The sequence below is a fragment of the Halomonas sp. NyZ770 genome (genome assembly GCF_020616575.1).
GTDB classification, from domain to species: Bacteria; Pseudomonadota; Gammaproteobacteria; order Pseudomonadales; family Halomonadaceae; genus Vreelandella; species Vreelandella hamiltonii.
In genome coordinates, this window is record NZ_CP085143.1 from 2,285,012 (window position 1) to 2,298,252 (window position 13,241).

Here is a 13,241-nt window from a genome sequence, read left to right on the forward strand (position 1 = left end):
CTTGAATCATTCATGATCGGTCAATGGCGCGTGAATGGGCACGAACACCGGCGCGCCATCCACCTCTACCGTGGCCAGCCGCTGGCGGTAGAGCCGTTCCAGGGCGCTGGGCACCAGCATGGTGTCCCGGGGGCCCCAGCAGGCTTCGCCGCTGGGGTAAAGCAGCAGAATGTGGTCGCACCAGCGGGCGGCCAGGTTGAGGTCGTGCAGGCACATCATCACCGCGCTGCCCTGGGCGGCCTGTTCGGCCATCAGCGCCATCACCGCACTTTGATGGTGTAAATCCAGATGGTTGGTGGGCTCATCGGCCAGCCAGAGGCTGGGGGCCTGGGTCAGTACCGTGGCCACGGCTACCCGCTGGCGTTCGCCGCCGGAGAGCGTATTCACCAGGCGGTCGCGCAGGTGGGCCACGTCTAGTGCTGCCAGCGCGGCTTCGGCGCGGGCGTAGTCGTCGGCACCTTCCCGCTGCCACAGGGAAAGGTAGGGGTGGCGGCCTATCAGCGCGGTCTCCAGTACCGTGGCGGGAAAGCCGTCCAGCCGCTCCTGAAACACCAGCCCCAGCCGCTGAGCCACTTGCCGCCTGCGCAACTGGCCAAGCGGCGTGTCGCCCAGCAGCACCTGCCCCGAGCGGGGGGCGTGAAGCCCGGCCAGAGTGTGCAGCAGCGTGGTCTTGCCCGCGCCGTTGGGGCCAAGCACGCCCCATACCTGCCCCGGCTCGATGGTGAGGTTCAGTGCGGTGCCTGAACGGCGCCCCGGCACGTCGATGATCAACTCCTGGGTGGCCAAGCGGGTCATCAGCGGCTCCGGTAGAGCAGAAAGAGGAACGTGGGTACGCCCAGCAGCGCGGTGATTACCCCCACGGGCAGCTGTTCCGGGGCAATCAAGGTGCGGGCCAAGGTGTCGGCCAGCACCAGCAGCGTGCCCCCGGCGAGGGCACAGGCGGGCAGAATCAGCCGCTGGTCGTTGCCCAGCACCAGGCGCAGCATGTGCGGCACGATCAACCCCACGAAGCCGATGCTCCCTGCGCTGGTCACGGCGGCGGCCGTGAGCAGGCTGGCGGCGATGTAGATGCTCCACTCCAGCGGGCGCACATCGACCCCCAGCGCAGCCGCCTGCTGGGGGCCTCGGGCCAGTACGTTCAGGCTGCGCCCCAGCGGCACCAGCACCAGGCAGGTCATCAGCAGCAGGAGCAGCGGCGGCCAGGGGGTGCGCGAGTAGGAAAGATCGCCCATCAGCCAGTAGAGCATGCCGGGCAGCCGCTCGGCGGGGCTCAGCGCCAGCATCAGGGTAATCACCGCGCCCCATCCGGCGGCCACCACCACGCCGGTCAACAGCAGCCGGGAAGGAGTCCAACCGCCCCGGCCATGGGCCAGGCCAAACACCAGCAGCGTCGATACCAGCGCCCCCACGAATGCAGAACCGGAGACCAGCAGGCCGCCCAGGCCCGCCAACATGGCCGCCAGGGCACCAATCGAGGCGCCGCCGGAAAGCCCCAGCACGTAGGGGTCGGCCAGCGGGTTACGCAGCAGCACCTGCATCAGCGCCCCGGCCACGGCCAGCAGCCCGCCCACCGCAAAGGCCGAGAGCGCCCGAGGCAGGCGTAGCTCCACCACCAGGGTGCGCGCCAGTGCATCGCCCTGCCCCTGAACCACGCCCCAGAGCTGTGCCACGGAAAGCGAGGCGCTGCCCACCGTCAGCGAAAACAGTAGCGCCGCCACGGCCATCAGGGCCAGCAGGCCAAGGGGTGTCCAGCGGCGCAGCGGCATCAGGCGTCCTCGCGCTTCTGGCGCGCCTGGTCGAGTTTTTCGCACAGTAGCTGTGCGCCTTCCAGCAGTCGCGGAGTGGGCCGCTGGATCAGTGAAGGCGGCACGAAGTAGAGGTTCTCCTTGGCCACCGCATCGAGGTGGGGGTACTGCTCCCAGTGGGTCAGCCAGTGGCGGTTCTCTTCGCCCATGCCGCCCGCGATGATGGCTTCCGGGTTGGCGGCCAGCACGGCTTCGTCATCCAGTCTGGGCACCAGCCGTTCCAGCTCGCCAAACACGTTCTCGCCGCCGCACAGGGTTACCACCTGGCCAATCAGATGTTCGTCACTGACGCTCATCAGCGGTTCGTCCCACACCTGGTAAAAGGTGGGTACCGGGTCGCGTTCGCGGTAGCGCGCGGTGAGCGCGGCCATGCCGTCTCGGAACTCGCTGGCCGCCTGCCGCCCTATTGGCTCGGTACCGGCCAGCCGGGCGAGTCGTTCGATGGTGTGGGCGACCGCTTCCACGCTGCGCGGCTCGATGTAGAACACCGGCATGCCCAGCGCTTCCAGGGTCTCCATCTGCTCGGCGGGGTTGCCGGTCACCCAGCCGATGACCAGGTCCGGCGCCAGCCCCACCAGCGCTTCCAGGTCGATGCGCGTGTGGCTGCCTACCGAGGCCACCTGTTTGGCTTCCGGGGGGTAGTCGCTGTAGCTGACCACCGCCACCACCTGATCCCCCGCCCCGGCGGCCCAGGTCAGCTCGGTGGCCCCCGGCGAGAGCGTAGCGATACGGTTGGCGGAGGCGTGCAGGCACACCTCCCGGTCGCGATCATCCACCGCGCAGCGCGAATGGTCATGCCCCTGGGCGGCGGCCGCCATGAACGAAAACGCGAGGCCCAGGGCCCCGCGTGTCAGTGTGTCATTGGCCAAAGTGAACACTCAGGAACCCTGCCCGGCCAGCGTTGATGTAGTCGGCACCGTCGAAGGAGCGCGTGGTGGTGTACTCCTGGTCCAGCACGTTCTCCAACGTCACCCGGGCGCTCCACAGCGGCGCAAACTGCCAACCGGCGCGCAGGTTTACCAGGCCGTAGCCACTCAGGCGGTCCTGATTGGCGGCATCCCGGAAGCGGTGGTTCTGGGCCAGCCAGGAGCCGCCCACCGACCACTCGCCCAGCTCACGGTCGACGTCCAGACGCAGGCTTTGGGAAGCGCGGTTTTGCAGGCGTATGCCGGTCAGGCGATTCTCCGGGTCGGTGTAGGTGAGCGCCGCCGCCAGCGTCCAGGCATCGAGTTCGAGCCCGGCGCTCAGCTCAGCTCCCCGAATACGGCTTTCCGGCACGTTGAACTGCAGCCCCTGCCCCGCAATCAGGTTGTCAATGTCGGTTTGGTACAGGGCCGCATCCCAGAACCACTGGGCATACTGGCCGCGTAGCCCAGCCTCGACGGTATGTGACGTTTCCGCTTCCAGGTCAGGATTGCCGAAGCCAGGGAAGTAGAGCTGGTTGTAGGTGGGCGCATTGAACGCCGTGCCGTAGCTGGCGCGTAGGGTGTGGTGGTCATCCAACTGGTAGCCCAGCCCCAGGCTGCCGGTCACTTCCTCGCCGTAGGATTCGTTATCGTCGAAGCGCAGGCTCGCCTGTATCAGCAGCGGGGAGAAGTCCAGCAGGGCCTGGGAGAACACGGCGGCATTGCTGCGGCTGGTTTCATCGTAGGCGGTGGTACTGTCTACCCGGTCTTCGCTGTACTCGGCTCCGGCCACCAGCTCATGGGCCCCAGCGGTGAAGGTGTTTTCCCAGCGGGCTGCACGAATCTTGGTGTTGAAAGTGGCGTCACTGAAGCCATCGAAACTGTCGCTCTCATCGCGGGATTCGCTGAACGTCAGGCGGCTACGCCAGCTGTCTGTCAGCGGCAGCTCGCCATACACCCCGGCCACCTGCTGCACGAAGTCGTTCTCGCCGCCGTCGTATTCGTTGTGGCCACGGGCACGTAGGGCCAGCACGCCCGCTTCGGCACCGTTATCGAAGGTGTGCGATACCCGCGCCAGCGCCGAGGTGTTGTCGTACCCCTTGTCGTCGCCATCGCGGCGCACGGGCTGGCCATCGGTGGTGAAGTGGCTACCGGCAAAGCTGTAGCGGGTGCCGCCTTCTCGGCCGCTGATACCCGCGCTGAGCCGCTGGGTGTTGAACGAGCCACCGCCTGCGGAAATGCGCGGCTGCGGGCCTTCCTCACGCCCTTCGGGGGTAAACAGTTGAATGACGCCACCCATGGCATCGGCACCGTAGAGGCTGCCACGGGGGCCGCGCACGACTTCGACGCGGTCGAACATGCGTGGTTCCAGGTACTGCCAGGCCGCGCCGCCGCTGGTGGCCGAACGTAAGCGAATGCCGTCGATCAGCAGCACGTTCTGGGCGCTGCCGGTGCCGCGCAGAAAGACGCTGCTGTTCTTGCCGAAGCTGCCGTTGCTGGAAACGTCCACGCCCGGCTGGCCGCGCAGCAGGTCCGTGATGCTCACCGGGTCCTGGCGGCGAAGCGTCGCTTCATCCAGAACGGTGACCGAAGAGAGGCTTTCGTTGGCGGTACGCGGTGCCAGCGCCGCCGTCACGACGACAGGATTGAGCGTATCGTGACTGGCCGAGGCCTGCTGCTGCGCCTGCGCATGAACGGCCATGGGCACGGCGGCCATGGCAAATGCCGCCAGCGTGGCGGTAGGAGATAAACGTTGCATGATGGATCCCTTGCGCACTGTGCTCACCCGCACAATGTGTTTTTTAGTGGCCGGTGCAGGCGCACACGCAAGGCAGGCAAGCTGCGTTGGCAGCCCACCCTACACCCTGCACATGCCCACCGCATGCCGGTAATCCGTGGCTTTTCAGCCGTCACTCCTGGGCCGGTCTCCGGGCTGACGAGCGAAAGGAGACGCTTTTTTCAAGCGCCGACCCTTTCCGAACGACCACCTTCCCATGCCTGAGCACAGTGGCGTCTTGGCCGTTCTTGTCTCGATCACCGTTGCGGGGGCAGCGTTGGATTGACGCAGTTGCGTTCACCAACTTCCCGTTTAACTGAGGGCGAAGGGTCGCCATCAGCACCTAAGAGTGCGCGTAAACTAGCAACTTGCGCTAATCAGGTCAATTTTGGCCAGACGGGGCATGCTGCACTATGTCGGACTTTATGTCGGACTTTATGCCGTGCTTTATGCCGTGCTTTTCAGCGCTTGCACGAGCCCATGGCGCACGTACCACACTTGGCTTGCCTGGGCGGCGGCGTCCTGGGTGAACCAACCGCTGAGGTCCCTCAGGCGGCGCTGGTCCCGTGCCATGGGCACCAGGCCTCGGCCCAGCTCGTTGGCAATCACCACCAGGGTGGCGTGCTGGCCTGCCGCTGCCTCGTCCAGGCGCTGCAGATCTTCGCGCCAGTGGGCGCGCCATTCGTCGCTGCTGAAGTCGGAGTGAATGGCCGCCGAGAGCCATTCGAACAGGCCATGCAGCACCAGCGGGGTGCCGGGGTGCATGACGTGGGACACTTCCTGCAAGCGCTGGCCCGGCGCCAGGCGCCACCACACCGCGCCGGGAAAGCGCTGTTTTACTGCGTCTCGCTTGCCTGCGCTGGCACCGCCGATGAACAGTTGCATTGCCACTCTCCTTTGCCTGCATCGTTGGGCTGATAGGTCAGCTGCCAGCGACGGCCCTGAGCCTGATGGACGATGCCCGCCCAGAAATCCAGCGTTTCGAACCGGCGGCGCAGCTCACGAATCACCCCGCCGTGGGTCACCACCAGCACCTTGCGGTGGCCCCGTTCGCGCGCCTGTTGCGCCACCTCTTCCAGCCAGGCATCGAGGCGCTCGCGCAGCTGGCCAGACGACTCACCGCCGGGTATCTGCAGCTCGCCCGCACTGTCTATCCAGGCGCGGTAGTGCGGCAGCTCCTTGAGTTCATCGTAAACCTTTCCTTCGTACTCGCCAAAATCCAGCTCTCGCAAGCGCGGCTCACGGTACACCGGCATGCCGGGCCTGGCCGCCTGTGACCACGCCAGGGTTTCCTGGCAGCGGCCCAGGTCACTGGCATGAATGGCATCGAAACGCTCGCTTGCCAAGGCGTCACGCAGGGCCAGCAGGCCCGCTTCCGCGTCCGGGAACAGCAGCGGGATATCACGCTGCCCCTGGTACCGACGCTCCAGATTCCAGGACGTTATACCGTGGCGAACTGCCACCAGCTCCACATCAAGACCAGTAGCCAAAGCTCTCCTCCTTCGATAGTGGCACCCACCATGTCACCGTTGATGCCGTGAAATAAGCGCAGCAGCGCCTGACGCACCAGCACGACCCACAAGGCCGTGGCCACCAGCCAGACCCACAGCTCCGGCATGAACAGTGCCCCCAGCAGCAGCGGCAGCAGGGCCAGCACCGCGTCCCTTCGGCCCAGCGACTGCTGCCAGCTAAAGGCCAGGCCGCTGGGCTGGGCACAGGGCGTCAGCACCAGCAGGGCCACCCCCGCCAGCCGACCCAGCGCGGGGGCCACCACCAGCCAGCCAAGCGGCGCCTGATAGTGCACCAGCGCCCATAGCAGCACCCCTTTCCAGGCCAGCAGAAACACCAGCGCCAGCATGCCAAAACTGCCCACCACCGGGTCTTTCATGATCTCCCATCGGCGGGCCACGGGCTGGTTGCTGCCCAGCGCATCGGCCAAGTCCATCACGCCATCCAGGTGCAGGCCACCGGAAATGGCCACCCACAGGCTAAGCAGTACCAGCGCCGTAATGGGCGATGGGGTTTGCCACTGGCCCAACAGCAAGGCGACACAGGCCAGCAGCGCTCCCACCATCAGGCCCACCAGCGGGTAGGCGCGAATGGCCCAGCGCCGGGTAGCCGGTGTCCAGGGGCAGGCAACGGGGATCGGCAGGCGCGTCAGAAACTGCAGCGCCAGCAGCATGCCGTACAGGGCATTTTTCATGGTGCGCCAGCCGCCTTCCATTCGATGGACTGCCCGGCCACTACCTCCACCACCCGGTCGGCCTGGGCCGCCAGCCAGCGGTGCAACCCTTGCAGGAATTCCACGTAGCGCCACACCTCTGCCGAGGCAGGCAAGGGCGCTTCGTTGAGATCGTTGGAGACCACCACCAGCGTCACCCCCCGGCGGCGGGCATCGTGAAGTGCACGCACCAACAGCGCAAAGGCTTCCGTTTCACTGACCGGGGCGGCGTCCTCCTGAGTATTGAACATCACTTGGCTGGCCCAGAGGGTCAGGCAGTCCAACAGGGCGGCATGGCCGTTGGGCACCTGGGCGACGGCCTGTTCGATGTTGAGCGGAGCTTCCAGGGTGACCCAGTGGTTGGCGCGGCGGGCCTGATGATGGCCTACCCGTTCGGCCATTTCGCTATCGTAGATATCGGCCGTGGCCACGTAGTAACACGTCTTACCGTCGGCGTACTGCTGAACACACTGCTCCGCCACCAGGCTCTTGCCCGACCGAGCCCCTCCACTAACAAAGACAATCATTCAGCACCTTTGACAACCGATCATTGGTCACACCATCGCGCAGTGCCAGCCTTAGCCAACCACCCTTCAGGCCAGCAAAACCATGGGTATGTCGCGCCAGCATACCTTGGTGAAGCAGGCGTTCAAGCAGCACGATACTGGAAATGCCCCGCTGCCGCTGGGCGGCCCCAGGCCGCACCAGATGAAAGCAGCTGTGGCTAGGCACCACCTCCAGCCCCAGCGCGGCCAGGGCAGCGCCCATGCGCGGCTGCTCACGGGCCAACCACTGGTGGGTACGCCGAGCAAAGTCCTCATCCGCCAGCAGCGGCGGCACCAGTTCGTCGGCCAGATGATTGACGCTCCAGGGCGGTTGATGCGCCTGAAGCTGAGCGATACGCCCCTCATCGGCCAGCACGTAGCCCAGCCGCAGGCCCGGCAGGGTAAAGAATTTGGTCATGGAGCGCAGCAGGATCAACGCCGGGTAGCGTTGGAGCAGCGGGGTCAGCGGTGTAGCCTTCAATGCCAGGTCGATGAAGGCTTCATCCACCACCAGCGAGGCCTCCGGTTTCAAGGTGCCCAGCAGCGCCTCGATAAGCGCCACGGGCAGCAGCGTGCCGGTGGGGTTGTTGGGGCGACAGATGAACACAACATCAGCGCTGGCCGCCGCCTGCAGCAACGCGGCCGCGGGCGGGTCGAAGGTGCCCGGCAACAGGCCAAGCTCGCTGATGCGCACACCGTGGGCGTTGCAGGCCCGGGCGTACTCGCCAAAGGTGGGGGTGACGATCAGCGCCTGCTGGCCAGCGTGGTGCGCCGCCGCCAGAAAGATGGCTTCCGCGCCGCCATTGGTGAGCAGTACCTGCCCCGGCTCCACGCCTGCGTGTTCGGCAATCGCCTGTCTGGCGGCGCGGTAGTCCGGTTCGGGGTAGCGGCCCAGCCCAGCCAGGCGTTGGGCCAGGTAGCCGGTTACCCAGTCGGGCGGGCCCAGCGGGTTCAGGTTGGCGCTGATATCTTCCAGCGGGTGGTCGGCAGGCAGGCCAAAGCGCTGCAGCAGCGCGGCGGCCTGGCCACCGTGGCTTGGCCAATGGTCGAGGGGAAGGTTGCCGGGCTGGTCGCGCATCACCCGGCCACCGTAGCCATCACGAGGCACAGCTGCAGGAAGAACAGCAGCAGGAAGAACATCAACCAAGCCCCGTGCATCAGCCAAATCGTGGTAGTGATGTGGCTGGCTTTCAGTAAATCATGGGCGGTGCCCAGCGTGGCCCGGTGTGATACTTGCCCCTGGTAGACGTTGGTGCCGCCCAACTGGACGCCCAGCAAATTCGCCACCATTGCCTCGGGCCAGCCCGCGTTGGGGCTTGGGTGACGGGGTGCTTCGCGCCAGGTGGCCGCCAGGGCGCCCCGCCAGCGCAGAGGTGAGCGGTGAAACACCCCATACAGCACGCCCGCCAGCCACAGGCACAGGGCGGTCAGCCGGGCAGGCAGCCAGTTGGCCAGGTCGTCCAGCCTGGCCGAGGCGTAGCCGAAGTCGCCGTAGCGCTCGTTCCGGTAGCCCACCATGGAGTCCAGCGTATTGACGGCCTTGTAGGCCAGCGCCAGCGGCGCGCCCCCCAGCAGCGCAAACAGCAGCGGCGAGGTAATGCCATCGACGGTGTTTTCCGCCACGGTTTCCACCGCGCCTCGGGTAATCTCGGCTTCATCCAGGGCCTGGGTATCACGCCCCACCACTCTGGAAAGCGCCTGCCGCGCGCTGGGCAAGTCGCCCTGCCGCAACGGGGCGGCAATGGCCCGCCCGGCATCCGCCAGCCCCTTGATGGCCAGCGTGGTGGCCAGTAGCCACAGCTCGGCGGCCAGCCCCAGCCAGGGGTGCACCCACGACAACAGCGCAAGCCCCAGCCAGGCAACCGAAAAGGTGCCCAGCACCACCACCAGGGTAAGGCACCCGCCCAGCAGCCGCCGCCGCTGGGGGCTGCCGTGGTTCCAGCGGTGCTCCAGGGCGCTAATCGCCTTGCCGATGATCACCACCGGGTGGGGCAGCGCGCGCGGGTCCCCCACGATCAAATCGATGACGATGGCCAGCGCGACCCATCCGGCCAGAGCGGGCAGGCTCAGCAAGTCTAGGCTCATGGTGCCTTGCCACTCACCCCCGCCTGGGAGAACGTGGCCATGTCACTGAGCATGGCGGCGGCAGCCTGTAGCAGCGGGTAAGCCAGCGCCGCCCCACTGCCCTCGCCCAGGCGCATTTCCAGGGCCAGCAGCGGCTGCGCCGCCAGGGCTTCCAGCGCCAGGGCGTGGCCCGGCTCCGCCGAACGGTGGCCAAACACCAGGTAGTCGCGCAGTGCTGGGGCCATGCGGCAGGCGGTCAGGGCCGCCACCGTGGCAATGAAGCCATCCACCACCGCGGGCAGGCGGTGGGCCGCCGCCGCCAGGTACGCGCCCGCCATGGCGGCGATTTCCAGGCCGCCCAGCTTGCACAACACCTCCAGCGGGTCGTCAGGATTCGCCTGGCGATTGGCCAGCGCCCGTTCGATGACCGCCGCCTTGTGGGCCTGCTGGGTGCTGTCGATACCGGTGCCCGCCCCCACCACCTGGGCGGCAGGCACCCCTAGCAAGGCCGCCAGCATGGCGCTGCTGGCGGTGGTGTTGGCTATGCCCATTTCGCCCACGATGAGCCCATTGGCCCCCGCCTTTACGGCCCGCTCGACCGCTGCCATGCCGGCCTGCATGGCCTGACGCGCGTCGTCCAGCGGCATGGCGTCGTGGTGCAGCATGTTGGCCGTGCCCGAACGCACGCGGGCATCGGTGGCTCCCGGCAGCGGTCGCGGCGACGCCACCCCGACATCCACCACGTCCACCCGCGCGCCCAGCTGGCGGGCAAACACGTTGATCGCCGCGCCCTGCTGAACGAAGTTGGCGACCATCTGCGCGGTCACCTCCTGGGGAAACGCCGACACGCCTTCAGCGGCCACGCCGTGGTCGGCGGCAAACACCACCACGGCGGGGCTATCCACCCGAGGGCGGGCGCTGCCCGTGATGGCGCTGAGCTGAATCGCCAGCGCTTCGAGCCTGCCCAGGCTGCCGGGCGGCTTGGTCAAATTGTCGAGGTAGGCACGGGTGCGCTCAGCGGCGGCGGAATCGACGGGGCCGATGTCGGGCAGCCAGGGGTAAGCGGCAAGGGAGTCAGAAGCGGCAGCAGAGGACGCGCAGGGAGGCATGGCAGCTCCAGTGGCAGCAAAACCAGAGATGAAGTGATCGCAAGCGCAGCATGGTAACAGATGCGGGCGGCCAGCGGAGCCGCCCGGGCTGTGGTTACCTTACCGGCAATCAGTAAACGGGGGTTTCCTGCCAGCCACCGCCCAGCGCCTTGAACAGCGTCGCCGTGGCCGCCAGCTGTTCACGGCGCGCATCGGCCTGGGCCAAACGGGCCGAGAGCAGGTTGCGTTCGGCGTCCAGGCGCTCCAGCTGGCTCACCTGCCCCTGGTCGTACATCAGCACGGCCAGCTCCCGGGTACGGGCAACGGCCTCCAACTGTTCGTCGATGGCGGCCAGCCGCCGCTCGCTGAAGTCGTAGCTGTAGAGCGCATCGCGCACTTCGTTGAAGGCGGTCAGCACGGTCAGGCGATACTGCGCTTCGGCCTGTTCAGCCAGCGCTTCGGCGCTTTCCACCCCGGACTGACTACGGCCGAAGTCGAACAGCGGCCCCATCACCGAGGCCCCGACGCCCCAGGTGCGGGCCACATCGCTGAACAGATCACTGGTGCTGGCGGCCGTAGTGCCCAAAAAGGAGCTGAGATTGAGCGACGGCAGGCGGTTGGCCTCGGCCACGCCGATCTGGGCGGTGGCCGCGATCAGGGCCGCTTCTGCCGAGCGAATGTCGGGCCTGCGCTGGAGCATCGCCGACGGCATCACGGCAGGTATGCCCACCGGCTGGGCCAGGTCGTCCAGCCGCGACGTGCCGGTGTCCAAGGTAGTCAGCAGCTCATCGGGGGACATGCCCACCAGCGTGCCCAATGCCCCGCGCAGGGTTTCCACCTGCTGCTTGAGCGACGGCAGCTCTGCCTGCAGGTTGCGCCACTCGGCTTCGGCCTGGCGCAGCTCCAGTTCGCTGATGTCGCCATGCTCGAAGCGCAGCGCCTGAAGGCGATAGGTCTCCTGGTACGCGGCCAGGGTCTCTTCCATCAGCGCTTGCTGGGCTTCGGCACTTTTCAGGCTGACGTAGGTGGTGACCACGTCACCGATCACGCCCAGCTCGGCGGCGTCTCTGGCAAACAGGCTCTCCTGCAGGGCGGCCATGGCCGCAGCACGTTGGTTGGCCAGCCGCCCCCACAGGTCGATTTCATACTCCAGGCTGGCGGCCAGGGAGTACTGATTATTGGTGGAGGTCAGCAGCTCCTGCACGGGCTGAACATCGATGGGCAGCGCCGCCCCCGGGGTGCGCTCACGGTTGGCTTCGGCCTGATAACCCACGGTGGGAAAGCGCTCCGCATCGGCAAACCCCAGCTGAGCACGGGCCTCGCGGATGCGCCCCAACTGAATCGCCAGTTCGAGATTGTCTTCGCTGGCGCGCTCGACCAGCCGGTTCAACGCCGGGTCTTCGAAGCGCTGCCACCAGCGGTGCCAGTCGTCACGGGCCTGCTGCTCCAGGGTGATATGGGCAGGCCAGCTCTCCGGCAGCTCGATGTCGGGCGCTTGATACTCCGGGCCGACCGCACAGCCTGCCAGCAGCAAGGCCAGCGCCGAGGCAGTGGTGAACGGTTTGAGGCGGGGGCTCCACGGGCGATTCCTGTGCACGCTGATCATCCTTGCAGTTCGGGTGAATACCGATTTAGGGCGGCGTTTAACCAAACACCTGTTCGAAGTGGCTAAGAGTACCTATTATAGGAGACTAACGAAACAGGGGATACATCACACCACCGTGATCCCCCATTGACTTGCAGGGAGGCATTGAATGAGGTTCATCCGCAAGGGGAAGTGGCTACCCACTCTGGCCGGGTTGCTGGCATGCGTGACGTTATTGGCAGGTTGCAGAGACGCCGAAGAGCCCCCCGAGCCTCCGGCTCAGGTGGTCAAACTGTTTGAGACCGGCCAGCAGCAGGCCTTTTCGGGCCGTCGTTTCGTGGGTCGCGTCGATGCCGTGAGCACCGTCAATCTGGCCTTTCAGGTGGGCGGGCGCCTGACCACCTTTCCAGCCGTACAGGGCACCACGTTGGCCAAAGGCGAGCTGATCGCCCAGCTCGATCAAACCGATTACGCCTTGCAGGTGCGCGCCGCGGAAGCGGAATTGACCCAGGCCCGTCAGCATCTGCAGCGGCAGGAAAATCTGTATCGCCATAACGCCGTCTCCGCCTCGGTGCTGGAAGCGGCCCGCACTGATGCCGAGCTGGCCGCTACCCAGCTGGAGAGCGCCCGCCAGGAGCTGGCCTACACCTCATTGTACGCGCCCTTTGATGCGCTGATTGCCCGCCGCCTGGTGGAAAACCACACCACGCTGCCGCCCAATGCCGAAGTCGTCCGTATTCAGGACATCTCGGAGCTGCGCATTCGCATCAACGTGCCCGAAGCGCTGATGCAGCATCTCGATGGCGAACACGGTTTCAACGCCGAAGCCGAGATCGCCACGCTGCCCGGCGAGCGCATTGCGCTGGAGTACCGCGAACACATCACCGAGCCCGACGAGGTCGCCCAGACCTATCAGGTGGAGTTCGCGCCCGCCCAAGGCGAGCACCTGGTGGCGCTGCCCGGCACCACGGCCACCGTGTTCATCGAACCCGCCGAGCGGCTGGTGTCCGGGGTGATGATGATTCCAGCCAGCGCCCTGGACACCACCGAGAGCGGTGATTTTCGCGTGTGGGTCTACGACCCCGACGAGGGCACGGTATCGCCCCGGGAGGTCACCGTGGGTGAGCTGAGCGACGACGCCGTGATGCTGGTGGCAGGCGTTCAGCCTGGCGAGTCGATTGCGGCGGCCGGGGTACACCTGCTGCGCGACGGCATGCGCGTCAAACCGCTGGATAACGCCCTCTAGGAGCC

Annotated in this window: 13 protein-coding genes and 1 riboswitch; of the genes, 1 reads left to right on the forward strand and 12 read right to left on the reverse strand. The window is 66.6% G+C overall.

Annotated elements, in window-relative coordinates; all coding sequences use genetic code 11:
- Positions 1 to 6: 6 nt before the first annotated feature.
- The 12 genes from LG409_RS10555 to LG409_RS10610 form a co-directional block, all read right to left on the reverse strand.
- Positions 7 to 795, reverse strand: a complete 789-nt coding sequence (locus tag LG409_RS10555) for an ABC transporter ATP-binding protein (protein ID WP_227406623.1) — start codon at positions 793 to 795, stop codon at positions 7 to 9.
- Complete coding sequence (locus LG409_RS10560) at positions 795 to 1,766, reverse strand: FecCD family ABC transporter permease (protein WP_227406624.1); 972 nt, start codon at positions 1,764 to 1,766, stop codon at positions 795 to 797. Before LG409_RS10560 ends, LG409_RS10555 begins: the two co-directional genes overlap by 1 nt.
- Positions 1,766 to 2,623, reverse strand: coding sequence for a cobalamin-binding protein (locus LG409_RS10565; protein ID WP_227408110.1), 858 nt, complete (start codon positions 2,621 to 2,623; stop codon positions 1,766 to 1,768). Before LG409_RS10565 ends, LG409_RS10560 begins: the two co-directional genes overlap by 1 nt.
- Before the next feature lie 40 nt (positions 2,624 to 2,663).
- Complete coding sequence (locus LG409_RS10570; protein WP_227406625.1) at positions 2,664 to 4,469, reverse strand: TonB-dependent receptor domain-containing protein; 1,806 nt, start codon at positions 4,467 to 4,469, stop codon at positions 2,664 to 2,666.
- A 143-nt stretch (positions 4,470 to 4,612) separates the two neighbouring features.
- Positions 4,613 to 4,849: riboswitch (cobalamin riboswitch) on the reverse strand.
- 85 nt (positions 4,850 to 4,934) lie between these two features.
- Entirely contained in the window at positions 4,935 to 5,372 is a 438-nt protein-coding gene (locus LG409_RS10575; RefSeq protein ID WP_039179601.1) for a bifunctional adenosylcobinamide kinase/adenosylcobinamide-phosphate guanylyltransferase, read from the reverse strand.
- Positions 5,324 to 5,977 (reverse strand): histidine phosphatase family protein, encoded by a 654-nt coding sequence (locus LG409_RS10580; protein WP_039179962.1) that lies wholly within the window; start codon positions 5,975 to 5,977, stop codon positions 5,324 to 5,326. Before LG409_RS10580 ends, LG409_RS10575 begins: the two co-directional genes overlap by 49 nt.
- Positions 5,929 to 6,690, reverse strand: a complete 762-nt coding sequence (locus LG409_RS10585; RefSeq protein ID WP_096923441.1) for an adenosylcobinamide-GDP ribazoletransferase — start codon at positions 6,688 to 6,690, stop codon at positions 5,929 to 5,931. The genes LG409_RS10580 and LG409_RS10585 overlap by 49 nt, the downstream gene beginning before the upstream one ends.
- Entirely contained in the window at positions 6,687 to 7,235 is a 549-nt protein-coding gene (locus LG409_RS10590; protein WP_054641776.1) for a bifunctional adenosylcobinamide kinase/adenosylcobinamide-phosphate guanylyltransferase, read from the reverse strand. The genes LG409_RS10585 and LG409_RS10590 overlap by 4 nt, the downstream gene beginning before the upstream one ends.
- Positions 7,219 to 8,331, reverse strand: a complete 1,113-nt coding sequence (gene cobD, locus LG409_RS10595; RefSeq protein WP_096922780.1) for a threonine-phosphate decarboxylase CobD — start codon at positions 8,329 to 8,331, stop codon at positions 7,219 to 7,221. The genes LG409_RS10590 and cobD overlap by 17 nt, the downstream gene beginning before the upstream one ends.
- Complete coding sequence (gene cbiB, locus LG409_RS10600) at positions 8,331 to 9,338, reverse strand: adenosylcobinamide-phosphate synthase CbiB (protein ID WP_159341847.1); 1,008 nt, start codon at positions 9,336 to 9,338, stop codon at positions 8,331 to 8,333. The genes cobD and cbiB overlap by 1 nt, the downstream gene beginning before the upstream one ends.
- Complete coding sequence (gene cobT / locus LG409_RS10605) at positions 9,335 to 10,426, reverse strand: nicotinate-nucleotide--dimethylbenzimidazole phosphoribosyltransferase (protein ID WP_096922778.1); 1,092 nt, start codon at positions 10,424 to 10,426, stop codon at positions 9,335 to 9,337. Before cobT ends, cbiB begins: the two co-directional genes overlap by 4 nt.
- 109 nt (positions 10,427 to 10,535) lie before the next feature.
- On the reverse strand, positions 10,536 to 12,002 hold the full coding sequence (locus LG409_RS10610; protein ID WP_193461787.1) for an efflux transporter outer membrane subunit: 1,467 nt from the start codon (positions 12,000 to 12,002) through the stop codon (positions 10,536 to 10,538).
- Between the two features lie 157 nt (positions 12,003 to 12,159).
- Between LG409_RS10610 and LG409_RS10615 the strand changes: the two genes are divergently transcribed.
- Positions 12,160 to 13,236, forward strand: coding sequence for an efflux RND transporter periplasmic adaptor subunit (locus tag LG409_RS10615; protein ID WP_016914193.1), 1,077 nt, complete (start codon positions 12,160 to 12,162; stop codon positions 13,234 to 13,236).
- The last annotated feature ends 5 nt before the right edge of the window (positions 13,237 to 13,241 follow it).